Annotated in this window: 25 protein-coding genes; 12 read left to right on the forward strand and 13 right to left on the reverse strand. The window is 64.0% G+C overall.

Annotated features, from left to right (window positions below):
* Positions 1–2 precede the first annotated feature (2 nt).
* Positions 3–182: a hypothetical protein gene (locus AB7G19_RS10425; RefSeq protein ID WP_014493109.1), complete on the reverse strand. Its 180-nt coding sequence runs from the start codon at positions 180–182 to the stop codon at positions 3–5.
* A gap of 160 nt (positions 183–342) precedes the next feature.
* Here AB7G19_RS10425 and AB7G19_RS10430 point away from each other — a divergent pair, with 160 nt between their 5' ends.
* The gene (locus tag AB7G19_RS10430; RefSeq protein ID WP_441253381.1) at positions 343–1,137 is read left to right on the forward strand and encodes a DODA-type extradiol aromatic ring-opening family dioxygenase; all 795 of its coding nucleotides are present in this window, start codon (positions 343–345) and stop codon (positions 1,135–1,137) included.
* A 515-nt stretch (positions 1,138–1,652) separates the two neighbouring features.
* Positions 1,653–2,423 (forward strand): phosphorylase family protein, encoded by a 771-nt coding sequence (locus AB7G19_RS10435; RefSeq protein WP_441253382.1) that lies wholly within the window; start codon positions 1,653–1,655, stop codon positions 2,421–2,423.
* A 24-nt stretch (positions 2,424–2,447) separates the two neighbouring features.
* On the opposite strand, the gene AB7G19_RS10440 is transcribed toward AB7G19_RS10435, so the two are convergent.
* The 4 genes from AB7G19_RS10440 to glgC form a co-directional block, all read right to left on the reverse strand.
* Positions 2,448–3,131 carry a nucleoside deaminase gene (locus AB7G19_RS10440; RefSeq protein WP_441267780.1) on the reverse strand — a complete coding sequence of 228 codons (684 nt, stop codon included), beginning with the start codon at positions 3,129–3,131 and terminating at the stop codon, positions 2,448–2,450.
* 253 nt (positions 3,132–3,384) lie between these two features.
* On the reverse strand, positions 3,385–3,645 hold the full coding sequence (locus AB7G19_RS10445) for a SemiSWEET transporter (RefSeq protein WP_028150382.1): 261 nt from the start codon (positions 3,643–3,645) through the stop codon (positions 3,385–3,387).
* Between the two features lie 30 nt (positions 3,646–3,675).
* A complete protein-coding gene (gene glgA / locus AB7G19_RS10450; RefSeq protein WP_441253384.1) occupies positions 3,676–5,136 on the reverse strand; it encodes a glycogen synthase GlgA in 1,461 nt (486 codons plus the stop codon).
* Positions 5,133–6,395, reverse strand: coding sequence for a glucose-1-phosphate adenylyltransferase (gene glgC / locus AB7G19_RS10455; RefSeq protein ID WP_085401567.1), 1,263 nt, complete (start codon positions 6,393–6,395; stop codon positions 5,133–5,135). The genes glgA and glgC overlap by 4 nt, the downstream gene beginning before the upstream one ends.
* Before the next feature lie 337 nt (positions 6,396–6,732).
* Here glgC and AB7G19_RS10460 point away from each other — a divergent pair, with 337 nt between their 5' ends.
* Positions 6,733–7,200 carry a hypothetical protein gene (locus AB7G19_RS10460; RefSeq protein WP_028150379.1) on the forward strand — a complete coding sequence of 156 codons (468 nt, stop codon included), beginning with the start codon at positions 6,733–6,735 and terminating at the stop codon, positions 7,198–7,200.
* Between the two features lie 128 nt (positions 7,201–7,328).
* Here AB7G19_RS10460 and AB7G19_RS10465 read toward each other — a convergent pair whose 3' ends face one another.
* A complete protein-coding gene (locus AB7G19_RS10465; protein WP_441253386.1) occupies positions 7,329–8,309 on the reverse strand; it encodes an ABC transporter substrate-binding protein in 981 nt (326 codons plus the stop codon).
* 475 nt (positions 8,310–8,784) lie between these two features.
* On the opposite strand from AB7G19_RS10465, the gene AB7G19_RS10470 reads away from it, so the two are divergent.
* The 9 genes from AB7G19_RS10470 (at position 8,785) to AB7G19_RS10510 (ending at position 17,723) form a co-directional block, all read left to right on the forward strand.
* Entirely contained in the window at positions 8,785–9,888 is a 1,104-nt protein-coding gene (locus AB7G19_RS10470) for an ABC transporter substrate-binding protein (RefSeq protein ID WP_354102706.1), read from the forward strand.
* Positions 9,866–10,888, forward strand: a complete 1,023-nt coding sequence (locus tag AB7G19_RS10475) for an ABC transporter permease (RefSeq protein ID WP_441253387.1) — start codon at positions 9,866–9,868, stop codon at positions 10,886–10,888. The genes AB7G19_RS10470 and AB7G19_RS10475 overlap by 23 nt, the downstream gene beginning before the upstream one ends.
* Positions 10,882–11,682 carry an ABC transporter ATP-binding protein gene (locus AB7G19_RS10480; RefSeq protein ID WP_441253388.1) on the forward strand — a complete coding sequence of 267 codons (801 nt, stop codon included), beginning with the start codon at positions 10,882–10,884 and terminating at the stop codon, positions 11,680–11,682. Before AB7G19_RS10475 ends, AB7G19_RS10480 begins: the two co-directional genes overlap by 7 nt.
* The gene (locus AB7G19_RS10485; RefSeq protein WP_441253389.1) at positions 11,676–12,848 is read left to right on the forward strand and encodes an acyl-CoA dehydrogenase family protein; all 1,173 of its coding nucleotides are present in this window, start codon (positions 11,676–11,678) and stop codon (positions 12,846–12,848) included. Before AB7G19_RS10480 ends, AB7G19_RS10485 begins: the two co-directional genes overlap by 7 nt.
* A gap of 29 nt (positions 12,849–12,877) precedes the next feature.
* Entirely contained in the window at positions 12,878–13,978 is a 1,101-nt protein-coding gene (locus AB7G19_RS10490; RefSeq protein ID WP_441253390.1) for an LLM class flavin-dependent oxidoreductase, read from the forward strand.
* Positions 13,975–14,913: an ABC transporter substrate-binding protein gene (locus AB7G19_RS10495; protein ID WP_441253391.1), complete on the forward strand. Its 939-nt coding sequence runs from the start codon at positions 13,975–13,977 to the stop codon at positions 14,911–14,913. Before AB7G19_RS10490 ends, AB7G19_RS10495 begins: the two co-directional genes overlap by 4 nt.
* A gap of 327 nt (positions 14,914–15,240) precedes the next feature.
* Complete coding sequence (locus tag AB7G19_RS10500) at positions 15,241–16,086, forward strand: CmcJ/NvfI family oxidoreductase (protein WP_441253392.1); 846 nt, start codon at positions 15,241–15,243, stop codon at positions 16,084–16,086.
* A gap of 102 nt (positions 16,087–16,188) precedes the next feature.
* Positions 16,189–16,503 carry a septal ring lytic transglycosylase RlpA family protein gene (locus AB7G19_RS10505; protein WP_071910599.1) on the forward strand — a complete coding sequence of 105 codons (315 nt, stop codon included), beginning with the start codon at positions 16,189–16,191 and terminating at the stop codon, positions 16,501–16,503.
* 50 nt (positions 16,504–16,553) lie between these two features.
* Positions 16,554–17,723 carry a Gfo/Idh/MocA family protein gene (locus AB7G19_RS10510; protein ID WP_028154373.1) on the forward strand — a complete coding sequence of 390 codons (1,170 nt, stop codon included), beginning with the start codon at positions 16,554–16,556 and terminating at the stop codon, positions 17,721–17,723.
* 204 nt (positions 17,724–17,927) lie between these two features.
* Here the strand turns inward: AB7G19_RS10510 and AB7G19_RS10515 are convergent, their stop codons facing one another.
* From AB7G19_RS10515 to AB7G19_RS10545, 7 genes are all read right to left on the reverse strand, one after another.
* Positions 17,928–19,238 carry an ABC transporter substrate-binding protein gene (locus AB7G19_RS10515; RefSeq protein ID WP_208088083.1) on the reverse strand — a complete coding sequence of 437 codons (1,311 nt, stop codon included), beginning with the start codon at positions 19,236–19,238 and terminating at the stop codon, positions 17,928–17,930.
* A gap of 161 nt (positions 19,239–19,399) precedes the next feature.
* Positions 19,400–20,449: a methyltransferase gene (locus AB7G19_RS10520; protein ID WP_441253393.1), complete on the reverse strand. Its 1,050-nt coding sequence runs from the start codon at positions 20,447–20,449 to the stop codon at positions 19,400–19,402.
* Between the two features lie 169 nt (positions 20,450–20,618).
* On the reverse strand, positions 20,619–21,860 hold the full coding sequence (locus tag AB7G19_RS10525) for an ABC transporter substrate-binding protein (protein ID WP_441253394.1): 1,242 nt from the start codon (positions 21,858–21,860) through the stop codon (positions 20,619–20,621).
* Positions 21,861–21,901: 41 nt separating this feature from the next.
* The gene (locus tag AB7G19_RS10530) at positions 21,902–23,380 is read right to left on the reverse strand and encodes an ATP-binding cassette domain-containing protein (RefSeq protein ID WP_441267781.1); all 1,479 of its coding nucleotides are present in this window, start codon (positions 23,378–23,380) and stop codon (positions 21,902–21,904) included.
* Positions 23,380–24,306 (reverse strand): branched-chain amino acid ABC transporter permease, encoded by a 927-nt coding sequence (locus AB7G19_RS10535; RefSeq protein WP_014493139.1) that lies wholly within the window; start codon positions 24,304–24,306, stop codon positions 23,380–23,382. Before AB7G19_RS10535 ends, AB7G19_RS10530 begins: the two co-directional genes overlap by 1 nt.
* 1 nt (position 24,307) lies before the next feature.
* Entirely contained in the window at positions 24,308–25,183 is an 876-nt protein-coding gene (locus AB7G19_RS10540) for a branched-chain amino acid ABC transporter permease (RefSeq protein WP_028156504.1), read from the reverse strand.
* A gap of 102 nt (positions 25,184–25,285) precedes the next feature.
* Positions 25,286–26,470 (reverse strand): ABC transporter substrate-binding protein, encoded by a 1,185-nt coding sequence (locus AB7G19_RS10545; RefSeq protein WP_441268818.1) that lies wholly within the window; start codon positions 26,468–26,470, stop codon positions 25,286–25,288.
* Between the last annotated feature and the right edge of the window lie 316 nt (positions 26,471–26,786).

Consider the following 26,786-nt stretch of genomic DNA (forward strand, 5'->3'; position numbering starts at 1 on the left):
GCTTAGGCCGCGAGCTCGACGCGCGGCGCGGGGCTCAGCCGGTGTTCTTCCAGATGGTCCATCGCGCCGTCCTTCTCGACGGCGTAGAACTGCTGACCGTCCTTGGACCTGTAGGCGGCGCGAACGACGCCGCGGCGGCCCTTGTCACTGTTGACGACGTCCCCCAGCGCAAACTTCTTCATCTCACGTCCCGCTTGTCTTCAGGCCGACTCCTTCGGCCATGGCCGGATTGTGGGCGGCAAATCGTTAACGACTTGCTAACCATACCGGTTTGCCTATGCTCGCCGCCGTTCGCGCGGGCAGCTCGCACGCGCATGTGGTCAACGAGACGAGCCGGCATCCATGACGCGATTTCCAACCCTCTTCCTGTCGCATGGCGGCGGCCCATGGCCCTTCATGGAGGACCGGCGGGTGCAATATGCCAAGACGGCCGCGGAGTTCGGCCGGTTGCCGCAGCTTCTCCCCGAGAAGCCCAAGGCCGTGCTCGTCATCACCGGCCATTGGGAGGCCGAAGCCTTCACCGTGTCGACCTCGGCGCACCCGCCGATGGTGTACGACTATTACGGTTTCCCCGAGCATACCTATCACCTCAAATATCCGGCGCCTGGCAAGCCCGAGCTCGCTGCGGAGGTGAAGGCGCTGCTCAAGCACGCCGGCCTCGATTGCCGGGAGGATCCCAATCAGGGTTTCGATCACGGCACCTTCGTGCCGCTCGGCCTGATGTATCCGAACGCGGACATGCCGATCGTGCTGTTGTCACTGAAGGCGAGCTACGATGCGGCCGAGCACATCAAGGTCGGGCAGGCGATCGCATCACTCCGCGACGAAGGCATCCTGATCGTCGGCAGCGGGCTCACCTATCACAACATGCGCGGCTTCAACCGGCCGGAGTCAAAGCCGGTCTCGTATGATTTCGAGGCCTATCTGAACGAGGCGATCAGCAACCCGGATGCGGCGCGCCGCAACGCGATGCTGGTCGACTGGGAGAACGCGCCGAGCGCGCGTCTCGCGCATCCCCGCGAGGACCATCTGTTGCCGCTGATGGTCGCGGCAGGTGCCGCCGGCAACGACGTGGGCAAGCGCGTCTTCGTCGACGAGGTCGCGAACGTCGCGATGGCGTCGTATGTGTTTGGATGAATCGTAGGGTGGATTAGCGCAGCGTAATCCACCATCGAGCCGCAATGAAGGTGGTGGATTACGCTGGCGGACTGCGCTTCGCGCAGCCGCGGGCTAATCCACCCTACGGGGTTCCGACTAAAAATGTCGAAAACAACCCCATGCACAGTAGAACGGCCCAGCAAATAGAATAGCTTAGCAGAGTACTTTTGCCGGCAGGATACGCGAGCGGTAGTTCGACGGGTTTGACACGTCGGGCAAAACAGCGGCAAAATTCGATCATGGCATCGCTCTCGCTGAAGCACAGCGATTCACGGTATTTGCGAGGAGTCCGCTTTGGGTTCGTTGCGCCATTGAAGGTGCGAGTCTCCGCCGCGATCAGGGGGCAGCTGTGGTGTCCGAGGCACAGTTCTCCAACAACTGGCTTCCAATCGGGAGGCCTGTCGATTTTGTCTAGACGGACAGTGCTAGTGCCGGCTTACTCTTGATTGTCCGAGTCTGGAAATACTTCGGTTTCAGGATTATCGACGCCTCTGATGACGCTGCATGTCACGGTCAACGACGCTCAGACTGGCGCCCCCCGCTGTGACTTGAAGGCGGTCATCGCCGTAGTTGGACTTGCGATCGAGGCCAGAATAGCCGGCGCGCCAGCGATGATCGCTGAAGGTGACCGGACCGCCTTTTACTTGCGTGACGCCATCAGACATGGCGCGCGCGGCATTATAAGTTTCGGGGTGTGCGGCGGGCTAGATCCGAAGCTCCGACCAGGTAACATTGTCATCGCCTCGTCGGTATTTGCCGCGAAAGATGAAGCTTATCCAGCTGACCTCCCCTGGGCCGAGGAGCTCCTTCGGATGATCCCGGGTGCCAGCTACTCTGCGATAGCTGGTGTCGCTTCCCCGATGACAAGTCTTGAAGAGAGACGGGATTTCCATAGCATCACCGGGGCGGTTGCCGCCGATATGGAGTCGCAGATCGTCGCTCGAATTGCTTCCGAACTCAGAATTCCCTTTGCCGTCTGTCGTGTTGTTCTAAACCCCGCTCATCGAAAACTTCCGAGGGCAGCGCTCATAGATATCGGGCCAGCAGGTAAGCCTGAACTGCGCAAGATTGGACGTTCGCTTGTTCAAGACCCGGGGCAACTCCCTGGTCTTAGCCGGCTCGCCGTTGACTCCGTCATGGCGGTGATGGCTTTGCGCAACGCCAAGCGACGGCTCGGAGCTCACTTTGGTTTCCCGCACCTGTGTTCACGAGACCGAGTCCCCATTCCGACGCGTGCACTTGAAACGATAGCCACACGCGCCTGATCCTGCAGCAGCGCGCTCCCGATCTCAGACTCCAGGCTTGTCCAGGTCCGAGATGGTGTTTGAATCTGCACGCCGGCGCAGGAAGACGTTACTCACCGAAAGAGCCGGCGCGGCCAAAATATCCGCCAGCGCGTTCCAGGAAAACGTTGGCCGAGGCGCGCCCGCGTGGCACGAAGTCTGCTCGGCCGCTCGTCCGAAGCAGCCTCGTCGTCTCATAAATCGCCATGCGAGCGGGTTCCAGTCGCGCCACACCTGCTCGGCCCTTTGAGATAGCAAGCCCGAGACGATTTCCGGCGCAGGTCCGAAGACCTCAGGCAGTTTGCTCGACAGATTGTTGTCCGACAGAACGTCCCATCTCGAAAATCCGCCCATGATCGGAGATGAAATGGCGAACACCACGCGACCAATCCGTGCCTCCCGTGTCGGGAAAGAACACATTGGGCAAGGTTCGACGATTGAATACAAGGTGCAATCCGGCAAACGCTTTTGTCTTAGAATCTTCTGCGCCTCTGAAAGAGCCACGAGTTCCGCGTGTCGGGTCACGTCGCATTCCGATGAAACGTGGTTGGTCGCTTCTGCGATGACCTGTCCTCGAAACGCGATTACGGCGCCGAATGGCAGCTCTCCTTGCTTCACCCCTTGCCGAGCGAGTTCGAGGCATCTTTCCATCATGCGCAGATCTTGGACGTCAGCTTCTGATCTACTCATAGGCGCCCCCTTGGGAACGCGAGATCGGTGTTGAGAATGCGTCTGTCGCCGCCCCTTCATATTACGGCGGCGTCGTAGCGACGAAGAATGTTTCCGGCGCCGCTACGGAGGCGGCTCCTGCGGCCTGGCATATTGGCAATTAAGCAGCGGGCTACAAACAGTCTGACTTGATCTGGATCAAGGACCGTTACCTTTCAGGTACATCCGGGATCTTATGGGTACACGCGTCAATCCGCTCTACGCAGCTTCAACCTCACCCATACCTCAGCTTCATGAACAGGATACCGCCGGCGAGCACCATAGTGATGGCGTTGGCCGCGACCAGCGGGGCGTCGCCAGAGAGCAGGCCGTAGATGAGCCAGAGCGCCAGGCCCAGCACCATGACCAGGAACATGCCGAGCGAAATGTCCCGCGCCGAGCGGGTCTTCCAGACCTTGATGAACTGCGGCGCGTAGGCGACGGTGGTGCAGGTTGCGGCGGCAAAGCCGATCAGCTTGATCGCGAAAGGGTCCATACCGGCTCTATAGCATGGATTCGGTGGTGATCATGAGGTCCGGCGCGCCGCCATCAGATCGCGATAGAGCACGGCATAGTCGCCGGCGCGGTTGCGCCAGGAGACGTCGGTCGCAAGGCCGCTCAATTGCAGCCGGCGCCAGGTCGCCTTGTTGTGGAAGGCGGTGTTGGCCTTGCGCAGCGTGCCGGTGAGGGCCTCCACGGTGACGGGCGCGAACTTGAAGCCGGTCGCGTCGCGGTCCGATGTGTCGGCCTCACCGATGTCGACGATGGTGTCTTCGAGGCCGCCGACGCGCGACACGATCGGGACTGCGCCATAGCGCAGCGCGTAGAGCTGGGTCAGGCCGCACGGCTCGAACCGCGAGGGCACGATGAGGGCGTCCGATCCGGCCTGGATCAGGTGCGCCAGAATCTCGTCATAGCCGATCACGACGCCGATCCGCCCGGGGTTCGCGCGGGCGACGGCCTGATAGCGATCCTGGAGATCGCGATCGCCGCTGCCGAGCAGTGCGAGCTGCATGCCGTCGCCCAAGATGGTCGGAATGGCCTCGAGCAGGAGATCGAGCCCCTTCTGCCAGGACAGGCGGCTGATGACGCCGAGCAACGGCGCCTCGTCCGAGGAATCGAGATTGAACTGTTGCTGAAGCACCGCCTTGTTCGCGGCCCGGAACGTGAGGTCGTCCGCGCCGAAGCGGTAGGCGATGTGCGGATCGGTTTGCGGATTCCACACGTCGGTGTCGATGCCGTTGAGGATGCCGCTCAGCACATCAGCGCGTTCGCGCAGCAGGCCGCCGAGCCCCATGCCGCCTTCATCGCTCTGGATCTCCTGCGCATAGGTCGGCGAGACCGTGGTGATGCGATCGGCGAGTTGAAGCCCCGCCTTGAGGAAGCTGATGCCGCCGAAATATTCGAGGCCGCGAACGTTGAAGGAGTCCCAGGGCAGACCGATCGAACCGATCAGCTCGGGAGTGAACTTGCCCTGATAGGCCATGTTGTGGATGGTCATCACGGTGCCCGGCCGCGGACGGTTGTCATAGTGCAGATAAGCGGGCGCAAGCCCCGCCTGCCAGTCGTGGGCGTGCACCACATCGGGCACGAACGCGGGGACGAGGCCGTGGCCGATGTCGGCGGCGATACGTGACAGCGCAGCGAAGCGCAGGCCATTGTCGGGCCAGTCGACGCCCTCGGGAGTGACGTAGGGATTGCCCGGCCGCGCATAGAGATGCGGCACGTCGAGCACGAACAGATCGAGCCCGTGATGCGAGCCGGCGAGCAGGCGTCCTGGGCCGCCGAAATAATCCGGCCAGCGCCGGATTTCGCCGGCTCCCCCCAGCATCCGCATCACGTCGGGATAGCCCGGCATCAGCGTGCGCATCTCGACGCCGTGCGCCTTCAGCGCAAGCGGCAGTGCGCCGGCGACATCCGCGAGGCCGCCGGTCTTGACGATCGGGTAGACTTCGGAGGCGACCGCGAGGACGCGAACAGGCGTCATGTATTGAGCCTGTCGAGCATTGTCTGGGTGATGAGCGAGATGCCCTGCTCGGTGGTGCGGAAGCGCTTGGCGTCGAGCTCCGGGTCCTCGCCGACGACGAGCCCCTCGGGGATTTCGACGCCGCGGTCGATCACGACGTTCTTCAAGCGAGCGCCGCGGGCGACGTTCACGTAGGGCATGATCACGGCGTTCTCGACAGTGGCGTAGGAGTTGACGCGCACGCCGGTGAACAGCAGCGAGCGGCGCAGCGAGGCGCCGGAGATGATGCAGCCGCCCGAGACCAGCGAGCTCACGGCCTGGCCGCGCCGGCTCTCCTCGTCATGGACGAACTTGGCGGGCGGCGTGATCTCCGCATAGGACCAGATCGGCCAGGCGCGGTCGAACAGGTCGAGCTCCGGCACGACGTCGGTGAGGTCGATATTGGCCGCCCAATAGGCATCGACCGTGCCGGCATCGCGCCAGTAGGCGCGGGGATCGCTGCCCGAGCGTACGCACGAGGTCGAGAATTGATGCGCGATGGCGCGGCCGTTCTTGACGATATAGGGGATGATGTCCTTGCCGAAATCGTGACTGGAGTTCGTATCCTCGGCGTCGCGCTTGAGCTGGTCGAACAGGAATTTCGTATCGAACACGTAGATGCCCATGCTGGCGAGCGAGACGTCTGGCTTGCCCGGCATCGGCGGCGGATCGGCCGGCTTCTCCAGGAACTGCTGGATCCAGCCGTTCTCGTCGACATGCATGATGCCGAAGCCGGATGATTCCGCGCGCGGCATCTCGAGGCAGCCGACGGTGACGTCGGCGCCGCTGTCGACATGCTGGCGCAGCATCACCTCGTAGTCCATCTTGTAGATGTGATCGCCGGCGAGCACGACGATGAAGCGTGCGTTGTGCGACTCGATGATGTCGATGTTCTGATAGATCGCATCCGCCGTGCCGACATACCACATGTTCTCCGAGACGCGCTGACTGGCCGGGAGGATGTCAAAGCTCTCGTTGCGTTCGGGGCGGAAGAAGTTCCAGCCCATCTGAAGGTGCCGGATCAGGCTGTGCGCCTTGTACTGGGTCGCGACCGCGATCCGGCGGATGCCGGAATTCACCGCATTGGACAGCGCGAAATCGATGATGCGGGACTTGCCGCCGAAATAGACCGCGGGCTTGGCGCGCCGGTCGGTCAGTTCCAGGAGCCGGCTGCCGCGTCCGCCGGCCAGGACGAACGCCAGCGCCTGACGGGCAAGCGGCTCGGGTCTCGCGGCACTCATGTCATCCTCCCACGACTCTGGCGCTTTGCGAGAAGCCTCCCGGCCGCGCACGTTGGAACCGATAGTAACGGTACGAATAGTAAATCGGGAAGGTGCTTGTTGGTTGCGAACGCACGGGAAGCTTAATGCTTTGCTGTGGCCCCGGCTCCGTCGCACCAGTGTCATTTCCGTGCGGGCGCCGGCGTTGGCCGGACCACAATCGAGGCATGCGCTTGTATTCTTGTGCGGTGCACGCAATGCAGGCTGTGACTTTCGGAGGCTTTGACTTGGGGCAAGGATGCCCGATCATGGCCTTGCGATCCTTTTCCAAACGAAACGTCAGACAGGGAGCAAGACGATGAGTATCTGGAAAACCGCAATTGCCTGTTCGCTGGCGGGCGCGGTGATGGCCGGCCAAATCGAGCAGGCGGCAGCGGCTCCGCTGCCGACCAACGTCGCGACCATGAAGGCCGCCGTCGGTGACGATGTCACCCCGGTGTATTGGCGCGGCCGTGGCTGGGGCGGAGGAGGCTGGGGATGGGGCGCAGGAGGCCTCCTCGCCGGAGCCATTATCGGCGGCGCCATCGCGAGCAGCGCGCCCTATGGTTACTATGGCGGCGGTCCGTATTACGGCGGTTATGGTTATGGGCCGGGCTACGGCTATGGTTATGCGCCGGCCTATTACGGCGGCTATGGGCCGAGCTATGGGTATGGTGGCTACTACGCTGGTCCCCGCTACTACGGCTATCGGGCCTATCGTCCATACTACGGCCCTCGCTACGGCTACTACCGGCCGTACCGGGGCTATTATGGCGGATACTGGTGACGGTCTTGCAGGCCTAGAGCGAGAGCCACACGATCAGGCTCATACAGGCGAAATGCGCGAGCACGATCGCGGCGAGATGCAACGGGCCGGCCTTGAGGCTGGACTTGCGCATCCCGCCGCGCCCCGCGCTAGTTTGACCCCGCGGCCACGGCTGTAAAGCTGCGGTCGACGGCTTTGCTCACATCGAGCGTCTTCGGCAGGATGCCGTAGCGCGTCGAGCGGTCGGAGGCTTCCTGCACCTCCTTCACCACGTTCTGGTCGATCACGATCGGGCTGGTGCGCTGCGCGGTGTAGGCCGACAGCAGCACGTCCTCCGGCAGTTTGGTCAGCTCGGCCGTGCTCTTGGCGTATTCACTGATGTGATCCAGCGACCACAGCCGCGCCTTGTTCAGCCGCTGCACGAGGTCCTGCACCGCCGCGCGCTTGGTGGCGATGGCGTTGTCGGAGGCCACGATGAAGGTGATGGTCGGCGTCAGGCCTTCGCCGTCGGCGATCACGTGGGCCTTGTCCTTCAGCGTCGCGAACGAGACGTAGGGCTCCCACACGGCCCAGGCATCGATCGAGCCGGCGACGAGTGCGATCTTGGCGTCGACCGGGCCGAGCGGCGCGAAGGTCGCGTCCTCCAGCTTGATCTGCGCTTTCTCCAGCGTCGCGTCGATCAGGAACTGGCCCCAGCCGCCGCGCGTGCCGGCGAGGCGTTTTCCCTTGAGATCGGCGGCCGACTTGATCGGCGAATCCTGGCGCACGAGGATCGCTTGCGTCTTCGCATCCGACCTGGTGCCGCCGATCGCCTTGATCGGCGCGCCGGCCGCATAGACCGAGAGGAAGGAGAGATCGCCGGTGTAGCCGACGTCGAGCGCGCCGGCGTTCAGCGCTTCCAGGATCGGAGCGGCGGCAGGGAATTCCGACCATTCGATTCTGTAGGGCAGGTCCTTCGCATAGCCGGAGATTTCGAGCAGCGAACGGTTGCCGCCTTTCTGGTCGCCGACGCGCAGCACGACGGTGTCGGCCGCGAACGAGGCGGCCGCGGTCGACAAGGTGATGGCTGCGGCGAACAGCGATGCTGCGAGCCGGCGTGTGATGGAATGGTCGTCGAAGTTGATGCTCATGTGGCCTGTCTTGTTGCTTTGCTCACGACGCGTGAGCGAGCGATGCAGCGAGACGATCAAGTCTATGACGGCGCGATGCGCAGTCAATGAAATGGCTATCCGTATTCTAGATGCGTCGGGCAATGACGTTTCAGCGTAGCGCCGCTTTCGAGAACGCACCGCGTGCGCGGCGGGAGATGCGTAAGAATGATGCAGGCCGCGGAGTCGCGGCGCATCCTTGCAAGATGATGCAGCAACGAAAATCGTTTCATCGCTGTCCCATGCGCTGATGGAGAGAATGACCTCGCTTCGCGCCACATTCGAAATTCCATTTCATTGACGATGCGGCGGGCGCGCCGCATGATTTGCGCATCGCATCAAAGCGGCGCGGGAAGCGCCGGCGAAATTATTCTCTCAACGCAGCTCCACATGGAACATGCGCAACGCGAGACGTTGCGTGAATGGCGGAGCTGTGCCAGCGCAGGAGCGGGGACTGATGGGCAACGACAACAAGGGCAGCGGATCGGGCCTCGACCGGCGTCATTTGCTGCAGGCGGGGCTTGCGGCGGCATTCGCCGCGCCGCTTGGTGCCTTTGGTGCAGCCCAGGCCTTTGCGCCACAGGCGATCGCGCCCGGTGTCGATCTCTCTGAGTTTCCGCTGTGCCGGACGGCCGCGGATGGCCCCGTCCTCACCGGCGCGCCGCGCAAGCTGAAACTCTCCTGGAACGCGGGCGCGGTCTGCCTTGCCCCGGTGCCCGTCGCCATCGAGCACGGCTTCTTCCAGAAGCACAATCTCGACATCGAGCTCATCAACTATTCCGGCTCGACCGATCAGCTGCTCGAGGCGATCGCGACGGGAAAGAGCGATGCCGGGCTCGGCATGGCGTTGCGTTGGCTGAAGCCGCTGGAGCAGGGCTTTGACGTCAAGATTGCCGCCGGCACCCATGGCGGCTGCATGCGCGTCCTGACCCGCGCCGACTCCAACGTGAGCAAGCTCGCCGACCTCAAGGGCAAGATCGTCGCGGTCGGCGACCTCGGTGGCCCCGACAAGAACTTCTTCTCCATTCAGCTCGCCAAGCTCGGTATCGACCCGGTCAAGGATGTCGACTGGCGCGCCTATCCCGGCAACCTGCTCAACGTCGCCGTCGAGAAGGGCGAGGTGCAGGCCTTCCTGTCCTCCGATCCGCTCGGCTATCTCTGGCTCAAGGACAGTCAGTACAAGGAAGTCGCCTCCAATCTCGACGGCGAATATCGCGACAAGAGCTGCTGCATCCTCGGCCTGCGCGGCAGCCTGGTGCGCGAGGAACCGCAGGTCGCGCGCGCCCTGACGCAGGCGCTGCTCGATGCCGCGATGTTCACCGCGCAGAACCCGACCGTAACGGCGAAGTCGTTCCAGCCTTATGCGCCGAAGACGGCATCACTCGCCGATATCGAGGGCATGGTGCGCTACCATACCCACCATCATCATCCCGTGGGTGAGGTGTTGAAGCGCGAGCTGAAGTCCTATGCCGACGATTTGAAGAGCGTCCAGGTCTTCAAGCAGAGCACCGATACGGCCAAATTCGCGGAGCGCATCTATGTCGACGTATTCGCTGTCTGACGGCCTCGCCTCCGGCGCGCCGCGCCTCTCGCGCGCGCCGGTTCTTGCGAGCTGGGTCCGGGAATCCGGCGTCGGCGTTCTCGCGAGCGTCGCGTGGATCGCGTTCGGCCTGTCCTGCCTGTGGTGGGAGGATGTCGGCGACTGGTCGCGGACGCACTCGCTCGGCATCGCTGCCTTCATCGTTGCCGCAATCGCCTTGTTCGGCACCGTCGGCGCCGACTACCTCGGCTCCGCCGGTAAGGCCTTGCGCCAGCGCGCGCCCTGGCTCGTGGCGCTCGGCGCATTCCTGACGTTGTGGGAGGTTGCGACCGCAAAGTTTGCGTGGCTGCCGCTGCCGTTCTTCCCGCCGCCGCAGTCGATCATCGAGGTCTATACCGACGATTTGCCAAAGCTGCTCGACAGCGTCTTCGCCTCGGTCAAGCTGCAGCTTGGCGGCTATCTGATCGGCGCCACGGTCGGCTTCCTGACCGGCGTCTCGATCGGCTGGTCGCGCGCGGTCGGCTATTGGGTGCATCCGGTGCTGCGCTTCATCGGGCCGCTCCCGGCGACCGCCTGGCTGCCGATTGCCTTCTTCACCTTTCCGTCGAGCTGGAGCGCCTCGACCTTCCTGATCGCGCTGGCGACCGGCTTCCCGGTCACCGTCTTGACCTGGTCCGGCGTCGCAAGCGTCAGCAACGCCTATTACGACGTCGCACGCACGCTCGGCGCAAAGCCGTCCTTCCTGGTGCTGAAGGTCGCGATCCCCGCCGCACTCCCGCACGTCTTCGTCGGCCTGTTCATGGGCCTCGGCTCGTCCTTCGCCGTGCTCGTCGTGGCCGAGATGATCGGCGTGAAGGCCGGGCTCGGCTGGTACCTGCAATGGGCGCAGGGCTGGGCCGCCTACGCCAACATGTATGCGGCGCTGATCGTGATGTCGCTGCTCTGCTCCGGCGCCATCACGCTGCTGTTCGCCATCCGCGATCGCCTGCTGGTCTGGCAGAAGGGGACCGTGAAATGGTAGCCGCAACCGCACTGGCCGAAATCGCGCCCCCGCCGGCCGCCGGCGCCGCGCTCGACATTGAGCAGGTCAGCCACGCCTTCGACATCGACGGCACTGAGCTGCCTGTTCTCAGCGACGTCAGCATCTCCGTGGAGCCGGGCGAGTTCGTCGCGCTGCTCGGCCCCTCCGGCTGCGGCAAGTCGACCTTGCTCCGGCTCGTCGCGGGCCTCGACAAGCCCAAGGCCGGAACGCTCCGCGAGGACGAGGTGCGCATCACCCGTCCGCATCCCTCGCGCGTCGTCGTGTTCCAGGATCCGACCCTTTTTCCCTGGCGGTCGGTCTGGGACAACGTCGCCCTGGGCCTCGAGGCCCAGGGCATTTTGAAGAGCCAGCGGAAGCGTGTCGATGACGCGCTCGATCTCGTTGGTCTGTCGTCGTTCCGCAATGCCTATCCGCATCAGCTCTCCGGCGGCATGGCGCAGCGCGTCGCGCTCGCCCGCGCGCTCGTGAATGATCCAAAAATCCTGATCCTCGACGAGCCGCTCGGCAAGCTCGACTCGCTGACCCGCATCACCATGCAGGCCGAGCTCGTCTCGCTCTGGCAGCGCAAGGGCTTTACCACGTTGCTGGTGACGCACGACGCCGAGGAGGCGCTGGTGCTCGCCAACCGTGTCATCGTGTTCAGCGACCGCCCGGCGCGGGTGAAGGCCGACATCCGTGTCGACCGACCCTATTCTCGCCATCGCGGCGATCCGTATCTTGCGGATTTGCGCCGTCAGATTCTCGGCTTGTTGGGGTTGGATGCCACATGGTGACTTCTGTTGCTCACGGACGGGCAGCCCATAGCGAGCCCGACTACATCGCGCGCGCCGAGGCGCTGGCCGAAGGCTTTGCTGCGCGTGCAGCCGAGCATGATCGCGCCGGCAGCTTTCCCTTCGCGAATTTTCGCGAGCTCTCCGAGGCGGGCCTGCTGTCGCTGACGGTGCCGGCCGTTCATGGCGGGGCCGGAGCGGGCGCACGATATGCCGCGCGGGTCATCGGGATCATCGGCAAGGCCGATTCCTCGACCGCGCTGGTGCTGTCGATGCACTACATCAACCATCTGGTGATGGGGCGCAGCCCGACCTGGCCGGCGAAGCTGTCGCGCAAGCTTGCGCGTGAGAGCGTCGAGGGCCTCGCGCTCGTCAATGCGCTCCGCGTCGAGCCCGAACTCGGCTCGCCCGCGCGCGGCGGCCTGCCGGCGACGATCGCGCGGCGCACCGAGACCGGCTGGCGCCTGACCGGTCACAAGATCTATTCGACGGGATCGCCGATCCTGAAATGGTATCTGGTCTGGGCGCGGACGGACGAAGCCGAACCGCGCGTCGGTCAGTTCCTGGTGCCGGCCGGTCTGCCTGGCACGCGCATCGTCGAGACCTGGGATCATCACGGCCTGCGCGCCAGCGGCAGCCACGACGTCATCTTCGACGACGTCGTGATCCCGCTTGATGCGGAGGTCGATGTCCGCAATCCCCAGGAGTGGCGTGCGCCCGACGTTGCGCAGGCGACGGTCCACACGGTGTTCGTCGCCGCGATCTATGACGGCATTGCCCGCGCCGCGCGCGACTGGTTCGTCCAGTTCCTGAAGCAGCGCGTCCCCGCCAGCCTCGGCGCGCCGCTTGCGACCTTGCCACGGGCGCAGGAGATCCTCGGTGCCATCGAGGCCAGGCTCGCAGTCAATGCACGGCTGATCGAGACGTTCGCCCGCGACTTCGACGAAGGCGTCGCTCTCTCCACCGGCGAGTCCAACGTGATCAAGCTGACGGTGACCAACAACGCCGTCGCCGTGGTCGAGGATGCACTATCGCTGACCGGCAATCACGGCCTGTCCCGCACCAATCCGCTGGAGAGGCACTATCGCGACGTCCTGTGCGGCCGCGTGCACACGCCGCAGGACGATGCCACGCGCACCGGCCTCGGCCGTGCCGCATTGGGCCTCTAGCTTTCAGGACAACAAACAGGGAGACGATCATGTCGATCGAGTTCATCGGCTTCATCAGCAACAACAATTCGTCCGAGATCGTCGTCCGCGAGGGGCCGGTCCTCAACCCCACCCATATCGAGACGGTGGCGAAGGCGCATGAGAATGCCGGCTTTGACCGCGCCCTGCTGGCGTTTCATTCGACGACGCCGGACGCGCTCCAAATTGCTCAGCACGTGCTGGGCGTCACCGACCGCCTCAATGTGCTGATCGCGCAGCGGCCGGGCTTCACCGCGCCGACGCTGCTGGCGCGCCAGTTCGCCGTGCTCGACCAGTTTTCCCGCGGCAGGGTCGCTCTGCATGCTATCACCGGCGGCAACGCGACCGAGCTTCGGCAGGATGGCAACACGCTCGACGACAAAGACGAGCGTTATGCCCGGACCTCCGAGTTCCTCGATGTCCTCAAGCTGGAATGGACCAGCGACAGGCCGTTCACCTACAAGGGCAAGTACTACCAGGTCGAGAACGCATTCTCGCAGGTGAAGCCGTATCGTCCCGAGGGCATCCGGACTTACTTCGGCGGCGCTTCGGATGCGGCGATCGAGGTCGCCGGCAAGCATGCCGACACCTTTGCACTGTGGGGTGAATCCTATGCCCAGGTGCGCGACGTCACCTCCCGCGTCCACAACGCGGCGGTTCGTCAGGGACGGCCGACGCCGCGTTTCAGCCTCTCGGTGCGGCCGATCATTGCCCCGACCGAGAAGCAGGCCTGGGAGAAGGCGGAAGAGATTTTGGCGCGCGCCACCGCGCTCCAGGACAAGACCGGCTACCGCAAGCCGGCCGACGGCCATGCCACAGCGGGTGCGCGTCGTTTGCTCTCGCTCGCCGACCAGGGCAGCCGCATCGACAAGCGGCTCTGGACCGAGATCGCAAAGCTCACCGGCGCCAACAGCAACACCACCGCATTGGTCGGCACGCCCGAGCAAGTCGCCGAAGTGTTCGGCGACTATTACGATCTCGGCATCAGCCACTTCCTGATCCGCGGCTTCGATCCTCTGATCGACGCCATCGAATATGGCCGCGAGCTGATCCCGCTGACGCGCGAGCTGGTCGCCAAGCGCCAGGCCGTTCGCGGCGAGGCGGCGGAATGATCCGTCTCATGCTGGCCGGTGCGCTGCTGTTCGGCTCGTTGGAGCTCGTGGCGGCGCAAACCACCTTGCGCGTTGGCGACCAGAAGGGCAACTCGCAGGCCGTGATGGAAGCGGCAGGTGTGCTCAAGGACGTCCCGTACAAGATCGAGTGGAAGGAGTTTCCGGCGGCGGCACCGCTGCTGGAAGCGCTCAGCGCCGGCGCGATCGAGACCGGTATCGTGGGCGATGCACCCTTCACCTTCGCCGCCGCCTCCGGCGCGCCGGTGAAGGCGATCGCGGCGATCCGTCAGACCCGCGAGGGGCTCGCGATCCTCGTGCCCGAGAATTCGCCGATCAAGAGCTTCGCGGACCTGCGCGGCAAGAAGATCGCGACGGGTCGCGGCTCGATCGGTCATCAATTGATCCTTGCCGCGCTCGAGAAGAACGGCTGGGCTGCGAGCGACGTGCAGATCGCGTTCCTGGCGCCGTCCGATGCCAAGATCGCCTACACCCAAGGCTCGGTCGATGCCTGGTCGACGTGGGAGCCCTATGTGAGCCAGGAAGAGGTGCTGTTCAAATCGCGCCGCGTCATCACCTCGGAGGGCCTGACGCCGGGGCTGAGCTTCCAGGTCGCACGGCCCGACGCGATCCGCGACAAGCGCGCGGAGCTGACGGACTTCATCCGGCGCCTTACGGCTGCGCGGGCGTGGTCGCTCAGCAACGTCGACAGCTATGCCGCGACCTGGGGCAAGCTGATGAACATCCCGACCGCCGTGCCGCAGAACTGGCTGTGGCGCGCAAAGATCCGCATTGCCCCGATCGACGACGGCGTGGTCGCGGACGAGCAGAGCACGATCGACCTCTATTTCCGCTGGGGCCTGATCAAGCAGAAGCTCGATGCGACCGAGATCGTAGACCGCTCGTTTGCGGACGCGATCGCCAAGGCGGGGTTGTAAGCCACTCGTGAACCGGACGCGGCGCTTTCCCTCTCCCCTTGTGGGAGAGGGTGGCTCGCCGCGATAGCGGCGAGACGGGTGAGGGGTATCTCTCCGCGTACTCACCTCTCACTATTGAGTTCGCGGAGAGATACCCCTCATCCGGCGCTTCGCGCCACCTTCTCCCACAACGGGAGAAGGGGAGTAGCGTACGCCGGGTTACCCTCGAAACATTTCTTCTGCGTTCCTCACCGCCGACAACAGCCCCATTGCTATTTGCATCGCCTCCCTTGCAGCACGCCGCACTCCGTCAAAAATCACACAGACGACCACATCGGGAGACCGGCCATGGGCCTGCAAGAAACAAAAATCGAATCGCTTCCCTTCGTCACTGCTGAACTCAACTACCTCGCGCCGGTTTCCGGCAAACCGCGCACCTATGCTTTCGATCCGCCGCCGGGCGAGCCCAAGAGCACGTCGTTGCCGGAGCCGCATCAGGTCCCGATCTTCGATGCGCGCCTGATCGCGGACAATTTCTCGCTCGATCGCGAGGGCTTTGCGCTGGTGCGTCACCCGACGCTGGTGAAGGATTTTTACAACGACGAGGAAATACGGGCGGTCTACTATCCCGCCGTCGAGGCCTTTTTGCGGGCGACGCTGAAGGCCGATCGCGTCTTCATTTTCGATCACACCGTGCGCAGGCGTGTCGAGGGGGCGGCGGATATTCGCGACGGTGGCCCGCGCCAGCCTGCGACGCGTGTCCATGTCGACCAGACCGTCGTCTCCGGCGCCAACCGTGTGCGCGAGCATCTGCCCGACGAAGCCGACGCGCTGTTGAAAGGCCGTGTGCAGGTGATCAACCTCTGGCGGCCGATCCGCGGACCCTTGCGCGATTCACCGCTGGCGATGGCCGACGGCACGACGGTCGCGCCCGACGATCTCGTCGCCTCCGATCTGATCTATCCCAATCGCCGCGGCGAGACCTATTCGGTGAAGTACAATCCGAACCACCGCTGGTTCTATTTTCCGGAGATGACGCCGGACGAGGCGCTGCTGCTCAAGTGCTACGATTCCGCAACCGACGGCCGCACCCGGTTCGGGCCGCATACCGCCTTCGTCGATCCGACCACGCCGGCCGATGCGGCGCCGCGCGAAAGCATCGAGGTCCGCACGCTGGTGTTCCATAAACAGTAACAATGTGTGATGGCACTGCCGGGCGCGCCCGGCAGTGTTCCTGGAACTTACCGGAACAAATCGACGTTTGCAGCGCCGGGCAGGGCAACCGGGAGCGGTGCCGTGCGAACGCAGACGACGTTATTCTTCAGTCTGGCCACTTTTTCGCTTTCTGCATTTTCTGTCGCGCAAGCCGAAAGCGGGCTTGCCTCATACTACGGTTACGGAAAAGCCGGTAAGGGCGGCGAACTGACCTGCGCTCACCGCACGCGCGCGTTCGGCAGCGTGCTGACGGTGTCCTACGGTGGCCGGTCGATTCAGTGCCGCGTCAATGATCGCGGCCCGTTTATCCGCGGCCGGATCGTCGATCTCTCGGTGCCGGCGGCCAAAGCGCTCGGCATGATGAGCGCCGGCGTGGTGCGGGTCTCGGTGGAATAGGCTGGCCGTCGCGCTATAGTGCCGCCCAACGCAAGGCTAAGGGGGGTGCTATGGCCAGGATTCGGGTGGGGCTTGTCGGCTGCGGCTTCGTGTCGGAGCTGCACATGTATGCGTTCCGCCGCGTCTACGGTGTGGATGTCGAGGTCGCGGCGGTCGCGGCGCGCGGCGATCATGTCGTTGAATTCGCCGGCCGCCATGGCATTCCGCGGGTCTATCGCAGCTTCGCCGAACTGATCGCGGACCGCGAGCTCGATGTCATCGACATCTGCACCCCGCCCAATCTCCATGCCGACATGATTGTCGCCAGCATGCAGGCCGGCAAGCACGTGATCTGCGAAAAGCCGTTCGCCGGCTATTTCGGCCGGGCAGGCGACGCGCAGCCGATCGGCAAGCATGTACCGAAGGCGCTGATGTATGAGCGGGTGCTGGAGGAGATGGACGCGACCCGCGCCGCAATCGAGCGCACCGGAAAGCTTTTCATGTATGCGGAGGATTGGATCTACGCGCCCGCGGTGACCAAGACCGCGGAGATCATCAGGGCGACCAAAGACAAGATCCTGTTCATGAAGGGCGAGGAGAGTCATTCCGGCTCGCACGCCGCGCATGCCGCGCAATGGGCGATGACCGGCGGCGGCTCGCTGATCCGCATGGGCTGCCATCCGCTCTCGGCCGTGCTTTATCTCAAGCAGGTGGAGGCCAAGGCGCGCGGCGAAACCATCCGCGTCGCCAGCGTCACCGGCGATGTCGGCAACGTCACGGCCGTCCTGAAGCCCGAGGAGCGCACCTACATCAAGGCCAATCCGGTCGATGTCGAGGATTGGGGCACGCTGACGGCGACCTTCTCCGACGGCACCAAGGCGACCGTGTTTTCCGGCGACATGATCATGGGCGGCGTCCGCAATCTGATCGAGACCTACACCTCGGGCGGTTCGCTGTTCGCCAACATCACCCCGAACACGCATCTGATGAGCTACCAGACCAGCGAAGAGAAGCTCGCCAGTGTCTACATCACCGAGAAGGTCGATCGTAAAACCGGCTGGCAATATGTCTGCCTCGAGGAGGAGTGGACACGCGGCTATCTCCAGGAGATCCAGGATTTCATGGAATGCGCCGCGAGCGGGAGGCAGCCGCTGTCGGACCTGGCGCTGGCGTATGAGACGATCAAGGTGAACTACGCGGGCTACTGGGCCGCGGAGGAGGGACGGCGGGTGGTGTTGTAGGGCCGCTGAAGAGACCGCAGGCACGCTGCCATCCCTTCTCCCCTTGTGGGAGAAGGTGGCGCGGAGCGCCGGATGAGGGGTCTCTCTCCACGAGTTCGAACGTAAGAGATTTGCTTGCGGAGATAACCCCTCACCCGCCTCGCCGTTACGCGGCGAGCCACCCTCTCCCACAAGGGGAGAGGGGAAGAGACCGTCCGCATCACCTCACGCCCCGTAGGTCGAACCCTTCGGCAGCGGAAACACCGGGTCCTGCGTGCGGATGTTCGTCGGCCACACCACCGAGATGCGCTCGCCGGCGTTCTGCATCACGACCGGCGTCGAGCGTTCGTTCTGGCCGGACAGCGGCGTGCCCGGCGGGAAGAATTTGACGCCGTAGCCCTGGATGGTGCCGCCGGCGGGAATGTCGACGTCGAGCGCGGCCTTGCGGATGGCCTCGGGATCGAAGCTGCCGTATTTCTCCTTGGCGACCGGCAGCACGTTGTTGAGCAGCACCCAGGTCTGGTTGAAGCCCATCGAGCAATGCGGCGGCACTTCGGTTGCACCGGTCTTGGCCTTGTAGCGCGTGACCATGGCGTTGGTCAGATCGCCGATGCCCGGCGCGAGCTTTGCGGGATCGAGCAATTGCGCCGGCACCGGGTCGATGTTGCAGAAATTGTCGATGTCGGCGCCGAAGGTCGCGCGCAGCTTGTCGAGCTGGCTGTAGCCGGCGCCGGCGCCAAACAGCATCTTGAAGCGCAATCCGCTCTCGCGCGCCTGCCGCAGGAACAGGGTGATGTCGGGGTTGTAACCGGCATGCGAGATCACGTCGGCCTTGGCGCGCTTGATTTTCGTGACCAGCACCGAGAGGTCGGGCGCCGAGGCGGAGTAGCCTTCGCGCAGCACCACCTGGATGCCGGCCTGCTTGGCGTAGGCCTCGTCGGCCGCCGCGACGCCGACGCCATACGGGCCGTCCTCGTGGATCAGCGCGACCTTGACGTCCTTCGGATCCATACCGAGCTTGCCTTGCGCATGCTCGGCGAGGAAGCTCGCGAAGGCCTGGCCATACTGGTCGGAATGGATCTGCGCGCGAAACACGTATTGCAGATTCTTGTCCTTGAACACGGCGGTCGAGACCGCGGTCGTGATCCAGAGGATCTTCTTCTGCTGCTCGACCTTGGCCGCGAGCGGCACCGCATGCGAGCTCGCATAGACGCCGTTGATGATGTCGATCTTCTCCTGACTGATCAGGCGTTCGGCCTCGTTGATCGCAACGTCGGGTTTGCTCTGGGAATCCGCGGCGACCGGAGCAATCTTGGTCTTGCCGCCGACACCGCCTTTTTCGTTGACGAGATCGATCGCGATCTGCGCGCCGATTGACGAGGCGACCGAGCCGCCCGCCGCGAACGGGCCGGTGAGGTCGTAGATCAGGCCGATGCGCAAATTCTCGGCTTGCGCCTGGGCCCGGGTCCAATCGAGGCTGAGTGCGGCGGCGGCAGCCGCCGAGCTCTTCAGCAACTGCCTGCGTGAAGTCGGCATCCTATCCTCCCTCAAAACCCGTCTGTTGATTGGTCTTGTTATTTTTTTACGAATTATGGGGAGCGGGACGATGGAAAGTCAACATGGCGAAAGGTCGATAGGCGGGTCATGGCGCAGAACGCAACTGCGAAGACGGACTGCATCGAGCGATCTGCCCGATCTCAGTTCGTGTCGGAGCGCATCGCCTCGAATACCGCAAAGCCTGCGCCGTCGAGCAACGGCACCACCCTCGCCAATCGGAATCCGGCCTGCTCCAGCAGGGATCGATATTCGGCGTCGGTGCGCTCCATGCCGGAGACATTGACCAGCATCTCCATGTCGATATGGAGCACGCGCATGGCGTCGCGATGATCTGGCTCGATCCGTCGTTCGATCAGCAGAACCCGAGCATGTCCTGGCATTGCCGCGCGAACATTTCGCAGGATCGCCAGCGATTGATCGTCGTCCCAATCATGGATGATCTGCTTGAGGATGTAGGCGTCTGCGTCTGCCGGAATGGTTTCGAAGAAGCTCCCGCCGATGATCTCACATCGGTTCCTGCCTCCAATCGCCTCAAGAGAAGCACCGGCTACGACATCGGGAAGGTCGAACAGCACGCCTTTCATGGTCGGGTGATCGGCCAGAATCGTTGTGAGCGTGAAGCCATGTCCGCCGCCTACGTCGACGATGCGGCCTATCCGGTGAAAATCGTAGTGCTTGAGCAGCGCGGTGGCCAACCGGGCGGAGCTGGTTGTCATCGTCGCGTTGAAAATCGCAGAGAGCTCGGTGTCCTCGCGCAAATAGTCGAAGACCCCGGTCCCGTGTGCGTGATCGAAGGCATGCTGGCCGGTCTGTACAGAGTGCAGAAGATGGCTCCAGGATTGCCAGTGCGACTCGCTGAGCCATAGCCGCACCACCGGACAGATCGAAGCCGGGATATCGGCGCGGAGGGTAGACCCAAGCGGTGTCAGCGCAAACTGCTTCGGAGACGTCTCGTCGAGCAGGCCGGCACCGGCCAGGAAGCGAAGCAGCCGGTAAAGGGTCGGAGCATGGCTTCCGGTCGTTGTCGCCAGATCGTCGCAATGGCGCGGGCCTGCCGCCAGGTGATCCGGAATGCCAAGCTCGACGGCAACGCGCAGGGCCTGCGAAATGCGGTACCCACCGATCAGCCTGAAGATCTGGGCAAAATCTTGGGGTGCCGGGGATTGTCCGGGAGAGATGCCTGCGTCCATCTGAGATGCTCCGCTTCATCACCGGCGGGGTAGATGGCGGAGGTGGCGGCAAAACGTCAACGTGACCCAAGGTCGCTACGGCCGGCCGCGGCGCAGCATGTTTCCCGAAGGACAAGAAAAAGCCCACCGCTCGCGAATGAGCGGTGGGCCTGATGCCGGGACGAGCCGGTTACTGCGACAGCTTCACGAAGGCGGGAAACTTCAGCTTGCCTTCCGCGATCTTCTCGGGCCAGACCACGACCTGCTTGCTGTCCTGCCACTGGAAGACGAGGCCGGACACGGTCGTGGGACCGGACTTGATGCCGTGGGTGAACTCGTCGTCCTTGCCGTAGAACTGGATGCGGCCGATCGTGCCCTCGTAGTCGGTCTTCTCCAGTTCAGCGACCATCTTGTCGGGATCGGTCGAGCTCGCGCGCTTGATCGCTTCGGTGATGAAGTAGACCTCGTCATAGGCGGTGTAGCCGGTATAGGCCGGCGGCGTGCCGAACTTGGCCTTGAAGGCGGCCGCGAACGGTTTTGTCTTGGCGGTCACGGCAACATCGGGTGTTGCCACTGCCAGCGACGGCACGCCGTCTGCGGCGCCATTGGTGTCCTTCCAGAAGGTCGGGCTCAGCGCCTGCGCGCTGATGCCGAACATCGGGATCGGCACCTGCTGGTTCTTCCACTGCACCGTCGGCTGCACGCCGACATGCGAGATGCCGGTCACGATCACGTCAGGCTTCTTGCCCTCGATGTTGTTGAAGATCGGCGTGAAGTCGGTGGTATCGGGCGAGAAGCGCACATGCTCCACGACCTTCAGGCCCGCCTTGGGCAGGCAGGCCTCGTAGCCGACGTCGAGCGGCTTGGTCCAGGCCGCGTCCTCGCTCATGATCGCAACCGTCTTGAACTTGAGCTTGTCGACCAGGAGATCCTTGGCGGCGTCGCAGACGAGCTGGGCCTGGGCCGCCGAGGTCAGATAGCCGTGGAAAGTGTACTTGTTCTTCTCGTAGTCGTTGTGGATCGCCTTGGTGATCTCGTTCGAGGCGGCGCCCGGCGTGATCAGCGGCATCTTCAGCCGCGCCGCCCAAGGTTCGAGCGCGAGAACGACCTCGCTGATATAGCTCGCGATCACGGCCGACACCTTGTCCTCGCTCACCGCGCGCTGGAACGCGCGCACCGAGTCGGCCGACGAGCTCTTGTTGTCATAGGTGACGATCTCCACCTTGCGGCCGAGAATGCCGCCCTTGGCATTGATCTCGTCGGCAGCGATCTGCGCGCCGCCGGGCGTAGCGGCACCGGCGATCGACTGCACTTCGGCGATGACGCCGATCTTGATCGGATCGTTCGACTGCGCGTAGGCGGGCGCGGCGAGGCACAGGGCCAGCGCCGAGGCGAGAAGGAAGCTGCTGCTTGGATTCGTCGATGGTCGCATGGTCGTTTCCCTTTGCTTGTTTTGTTATTGATACGCGCGAATTAGAGAAAATCGGCGCCGGCCTCCGCGGCGAAGCGGCCTGGATCGCCCTCCCAGACGATGCGGGCGTGCTCCAGCACATAGACGCGGTCGGCATGCGGTAGCGCGAAGGTGACGTTCTGCTCGCCGAGCAACACCGTGATCGCGGTGGTCTGCCGCAGCTTCGTCAGCGCTTTCGACAATTGCTCGAGAATGACGGGAGCGAGGCCCAGCGTCGGCTCGTCCAGGATCAGGATCTGCGGCTGCATCATCAATGCGCGGCCGATCGCGAGCATCTGCTGCTCGCCGCCGGAGAGCGTTTGTGCCATCTGGCCCTGGCGCTCCTTCAGGATCGGGAACAGCTCGAACAGCCAGGCGAGCTGCGCGGCGCGCTTGTCGTCGGAGAGATGTTGGCCGCCGAGATCGAGGTTTTCGCGCACGCTCATCTCGCCGAACAGCTCGCGCGATTCCGGGCATTGCACGAGGCCGCTGCGCGCGATCTTTGCAGGGCTCGTGCCGCGCAGTCTGTCGCCGCCGCGCACGATCTCGCCGCTATAGGGCAGGAAGCCGGAGATGGTGTTGAACAGCGTGGTCTTTCCGGCGCCGTTGAGGCCGACGACGGAGACGAACTCGCCCTCGTGGACGTGGATCGAGACGTTCTCCAGCGCCTGCGCCTTGCCGTAGAACACGCTGACATTCTCGACCTGGAGCAGCGGCACCTTGTCCTTGAAGCTGGTCTCGGGCCGCGCATGGGTCTCGATGGCGCCGCCGAGATAGACCCGGCGCACCGTCTCGTTCTTCATGACCTCGTCGGCCTTGCCCGTGACGATCTCCTCGCCGAGATACATCGCGAGCACGCGGTCGACCAGCGCGGCGACGCTCTTGACGTTGTGGTCGACCAGCATCACGGCGCGGCCCTCGTCGCGAAAGCTGCGGATCAGGTCGGAGAAGACGTCGACCTCCGCCCGCGTCAGCCCGGCAAAGGGCTCGTCCACCAGCACGACCTTTGGGTCACGCGCGATCGCCTTGGCGAGCTCGAGCCGGCGCAGATCGGCGAAAGGCAGCGTCGGCGGTCGGCGGTTCATCACGCTGCCCAACCCGACGCGGTCGGCGATCCATTTGGCGCGCTCGACGAGCGACTTGTCGGGAAACAGCATGAACAGGCTGTCCGGCAACAGCGCGACCATGATGTTCTCCAGCACCGTCTGCCGGTTCAGCGGCCGCGAGTGCTGGAACACCATGCCAAAGCCTTTGCGCGCGATCTTGTGCGCGGGCAGGCCGGCGACGTTCTCGCCCTCGAAGATGACCTCGCCCGATGTCGGGCGTTCGATGCCCATCACGCTCTTCATCGCGGTCGACTTGCCGGAGCCGTTCGGCCCGATCAGGCCGAAGATCTCGCCGGCGTTGACCTCGAAGCCGAGGTTCTTCACCGCCGTCAATCCACCAAAGCGTTTTGTCAGGCCGCGGACGTCGAGCACGGCCCGGTTTGCGATCATATCCATCACGAGCGCGCCTCACGTGAGAGGGCCGCTCCGAGGAAGCCGCCGGGGAAGAACAGCACGACGAGCAACGCGACCGCCGAGACGATGAAGGTCGCGAGCTCGCCGGTCGGCCTTAGGAATTCGCCGGCGACGATCAGGAAGATCGCGCCGAGCGCGGCGCCAAGCACGGTGCGCCGGCCGCCGAGCACGGCCGAGACGATCACGTTCACACCGACCGCGACGTCGACGACGGTACCGACCGAGGCGGTGCCGAAATAGAACACCAGCAGCGCGCCTGATAGCCCCGAGAAGAACGCGCTGACGATGAAGGCCGCTAGCTTGTGCTTGACGATGTTGAAGCCGAGCGCGCCGGCCTGCACCGGATCCTGGCCGCTGGCCTGGAGCACGAGGCCAATCGGCGATTGCGACAGGCCGTAGAGGATCGCCGCCGAGATCGTCATGAAGCCGAGCGCGATCCAGTAGTTGGCGCCGGCGTTGATGGTGATGACGTCGGGGATGGTCAGGCCGATCTCGCCGCCGGTGAGATCGGCGAACACCACGATGAAATTCTGCAACATCAACACCGCGACCAGCGTGGTCAGGCCGAAATACGGCCCGCGCACGCGCAAAGCCGGCAACGCCAGCACGAGGCCCGCGATGACGGAGGCCAGTGCCCCCAGCACGATGCAGAGATAAACCGACCAGCCGAACTGGGCGTTGAGAATGCCGGCCGTGTAGGCGCCGACGCCGATCAGGAAGGTGGGCCCGAAATTGACCTCGCCTGCGAAGCCGAACAGCAGGTCCCAGGCCATCGCGAACACGCCGAAATAGAACGCGACGGTGAGCAGGCCGAGCACGTAGCCGGAGACGTAGAGCGGCAGCGTCGCCGCGATGATGACGAGCGCGACCGAGATGAAGAACAGGCGGGAGGTGAAGAAGGTGGACATCTCAGCGCCTCCCCAGAAGGCCCTGGGGCCGGATATACATCACGAACACGAGCAGCAGCAGCGCCGGAATGGTGCGGTAGGCCGGCGAGACCAGATAGGCCGTCAGCGTCTCGAGATAGCCGACCACGAAGGCCGCGATCAGCGAGCCGGAGACGCTGCCGAGACCGCCGAGCACCACGATCGAGAACGCACTCGCCGTCAGCGGTCCGACGCTGTAGGAACTGACGCCTAAGAACATGCCGAGCAGCACGCCGGCGATGCCGGCGAGGATGCCGTAGATCGCCCAGACCACGACGTAGATGTTGGTGAGCTCGAGCCCGAGCAGGGTAACGCCGCGCGGGTTCATCGACGCCGCCAGCACCGCCTTGCCGGTGCGGGTGCGGTTCACGAGCAGCCACAACAGTGCGATCACGAGGCAGCACACGATCGCGGTGAAGATCTCGTTCTTCGGCGTGCGGACGCCGAGGATCTCGACCACGCCCTCGACGATCGGCAGCACGGTCTTGGCGTTGTTGGTGAAGAAATACGCGATCAGCTCCTGGATCATGATGCCCCAGAGCAGCGTGCCCGTGAGGACGAAGATCTCCTTCTCCTCGTTGGGAATGCGCCGGGAGTCCTGAATGGGCTTCACCACGGCGAAATAGGTCGCGAAGGCGGTGAGGAGGGCGACGGCGACCCCGATCAGCGCACCGGCATAGGTGCCGACGTTGAGGATGCTGGCAGCGGCCCAGGCCGCCACCGCTGCGGCCACCATGATGGCACCGTGGGAGAGGTTGAGCACGCCGGAGACGCCGAAGATCAGGGTGAAGCCGGTGGCACCGAGAGCGTAGAGAGCGCTGATGGCAAAGCCATCGATCAATATCTGGAAAGCTCGCATCTATGATTGGCCGGGTGGCAGCCGAGCTGCCGCTTTGAGGAAAGGTGCTGCGGAGAGCCGCATGTGGAAGCTCCCGGGAGGTGGTCCCGGGAGCATGTCCTGCTAGTTGCTGAGCTTGATGAAGCTCGGGAACTTGACGTCGACCTTGGCGACGTCCTTGGGCCAGACCGCGCTCTGCTTGCCGTCCTGCCATTGCAGCATCAGCCCGGTGATCAGGCCCTTGCCATATTTGATCGAGTGGGTGAACGGATCGTCCTTGCCGTAGAACTGGACGCGGCCGATCGTGCCTTCCCAGTCGGTCTTCTCGAGCGCGGCGACGAGCTTGTCGGCGTCGGTCGAGCCGGCGCGCTTCACCGCGTCGGCGATGTAGTAGACCTCGTCATAGGCGGTGTAGCCGGCATAGGAGGGATAATTGCCGAACTTCTTCTTGAAGTTCTCCGCGAACGGCACCGATTTCGGCGTCACCGCGACGCCGGGCCCGGAGACGCCCTGATAGAGCACACCTTCGGCCGCCTGGTTGGTGTCCTTGCCGAAGGTCTCGTTGGTTGCCTGCGAGGAGATTCCGAACATCGGGATCGGCACCTGCTGGTTCTTCCACTGCACGGTCGGCTGCACGCCCACATGGGAGATGCCGGTGATGATCACATCGGGCTTGGAGCCCTCGATCTTGTTGAAGATCGGCGTGAAGTCGGTCGTATCGGGCGAGAAGCGGATGTGGTCGAGCACCTTCAGCCCGATCTTGGGCAGGCATTCCTCGTAGCCGATGTCGAGCGGCTTGGTCCAGGCGGCGTCCTCGCTCATGATGACCGCGGTCTTCATGTGCATCCTGTCGACGAGCAGGTCCTTGGCGCCGTCGCAGACCGAGAGCGCCAGCGCGGCGGAGGTCAGATAGCCGTGGAAGGTGTACTTGTTCTTCTCGTAATCGGCGTGGACGCTCTTGCTGATCTCGTTGGAGGCGGCACCCGGCGTGACGAACGGCGTCTTCAGCCGCGAGGCCCAGGGCTCCAGCGCCAGCACGACCTCGCTGATATAGCTGGCGATGACCGCGTTGACCTTGTCCTCGTTCACCGCGCGCTGGAACGCACGCACTGAATCGGCCGACGAAGAGTGATTGTCGTAAGAGATGATCTCGATCTTGCGGCCGTCGACGCCGCCATTGGCGTTGATCTCGTCGGCGGCAAGCTGCGCCGCCTGTGGAATGGAGGCGCCGGCGATCGCCTGCGCTTCGGCGATCACGCCGATCCTGAGGGGATCGGCTGCAAGTGCCGCGCCTGACGCTGCCATCATCGCGCCTGTCGTGGCCGCACCGAGCGCTATTCGCAATGCAACAGAGAGTCGTTTTTTCATGTTGTTCTCTCCCTTTGAACAGGCCTCTTGTGAGCCATTATGTCGCAACTATAACGGCGGAGCCATTCTCGGCAAGTGAAACCGCGTTCAGGATTGGGAGAGACGGACTAAAGTCTAGCGCTGCGCAAATTGCGGGCAGGATGAGTGCGAGACACTCATGGCGCGCGCAGGCATGCAGATTCTGTCGGCGGGCATGCGTGAGCGTCGAAGCCTTGAAGTCGAAGCCTTGGAGCGGGCGGTAGCCTACAAGACGTGC

This window comes from Bradyrhizobium sp. 215_C5_N1_1, assembly GCF_052075935.1.
GTDB classification, from domain to species: Bacteria; Pseudomonadota; Alphaproteobacteria; order Rhizobiales; family Xanthobacteraceae; genus Bradyrhizobium; species Bradyrhizobium barranii.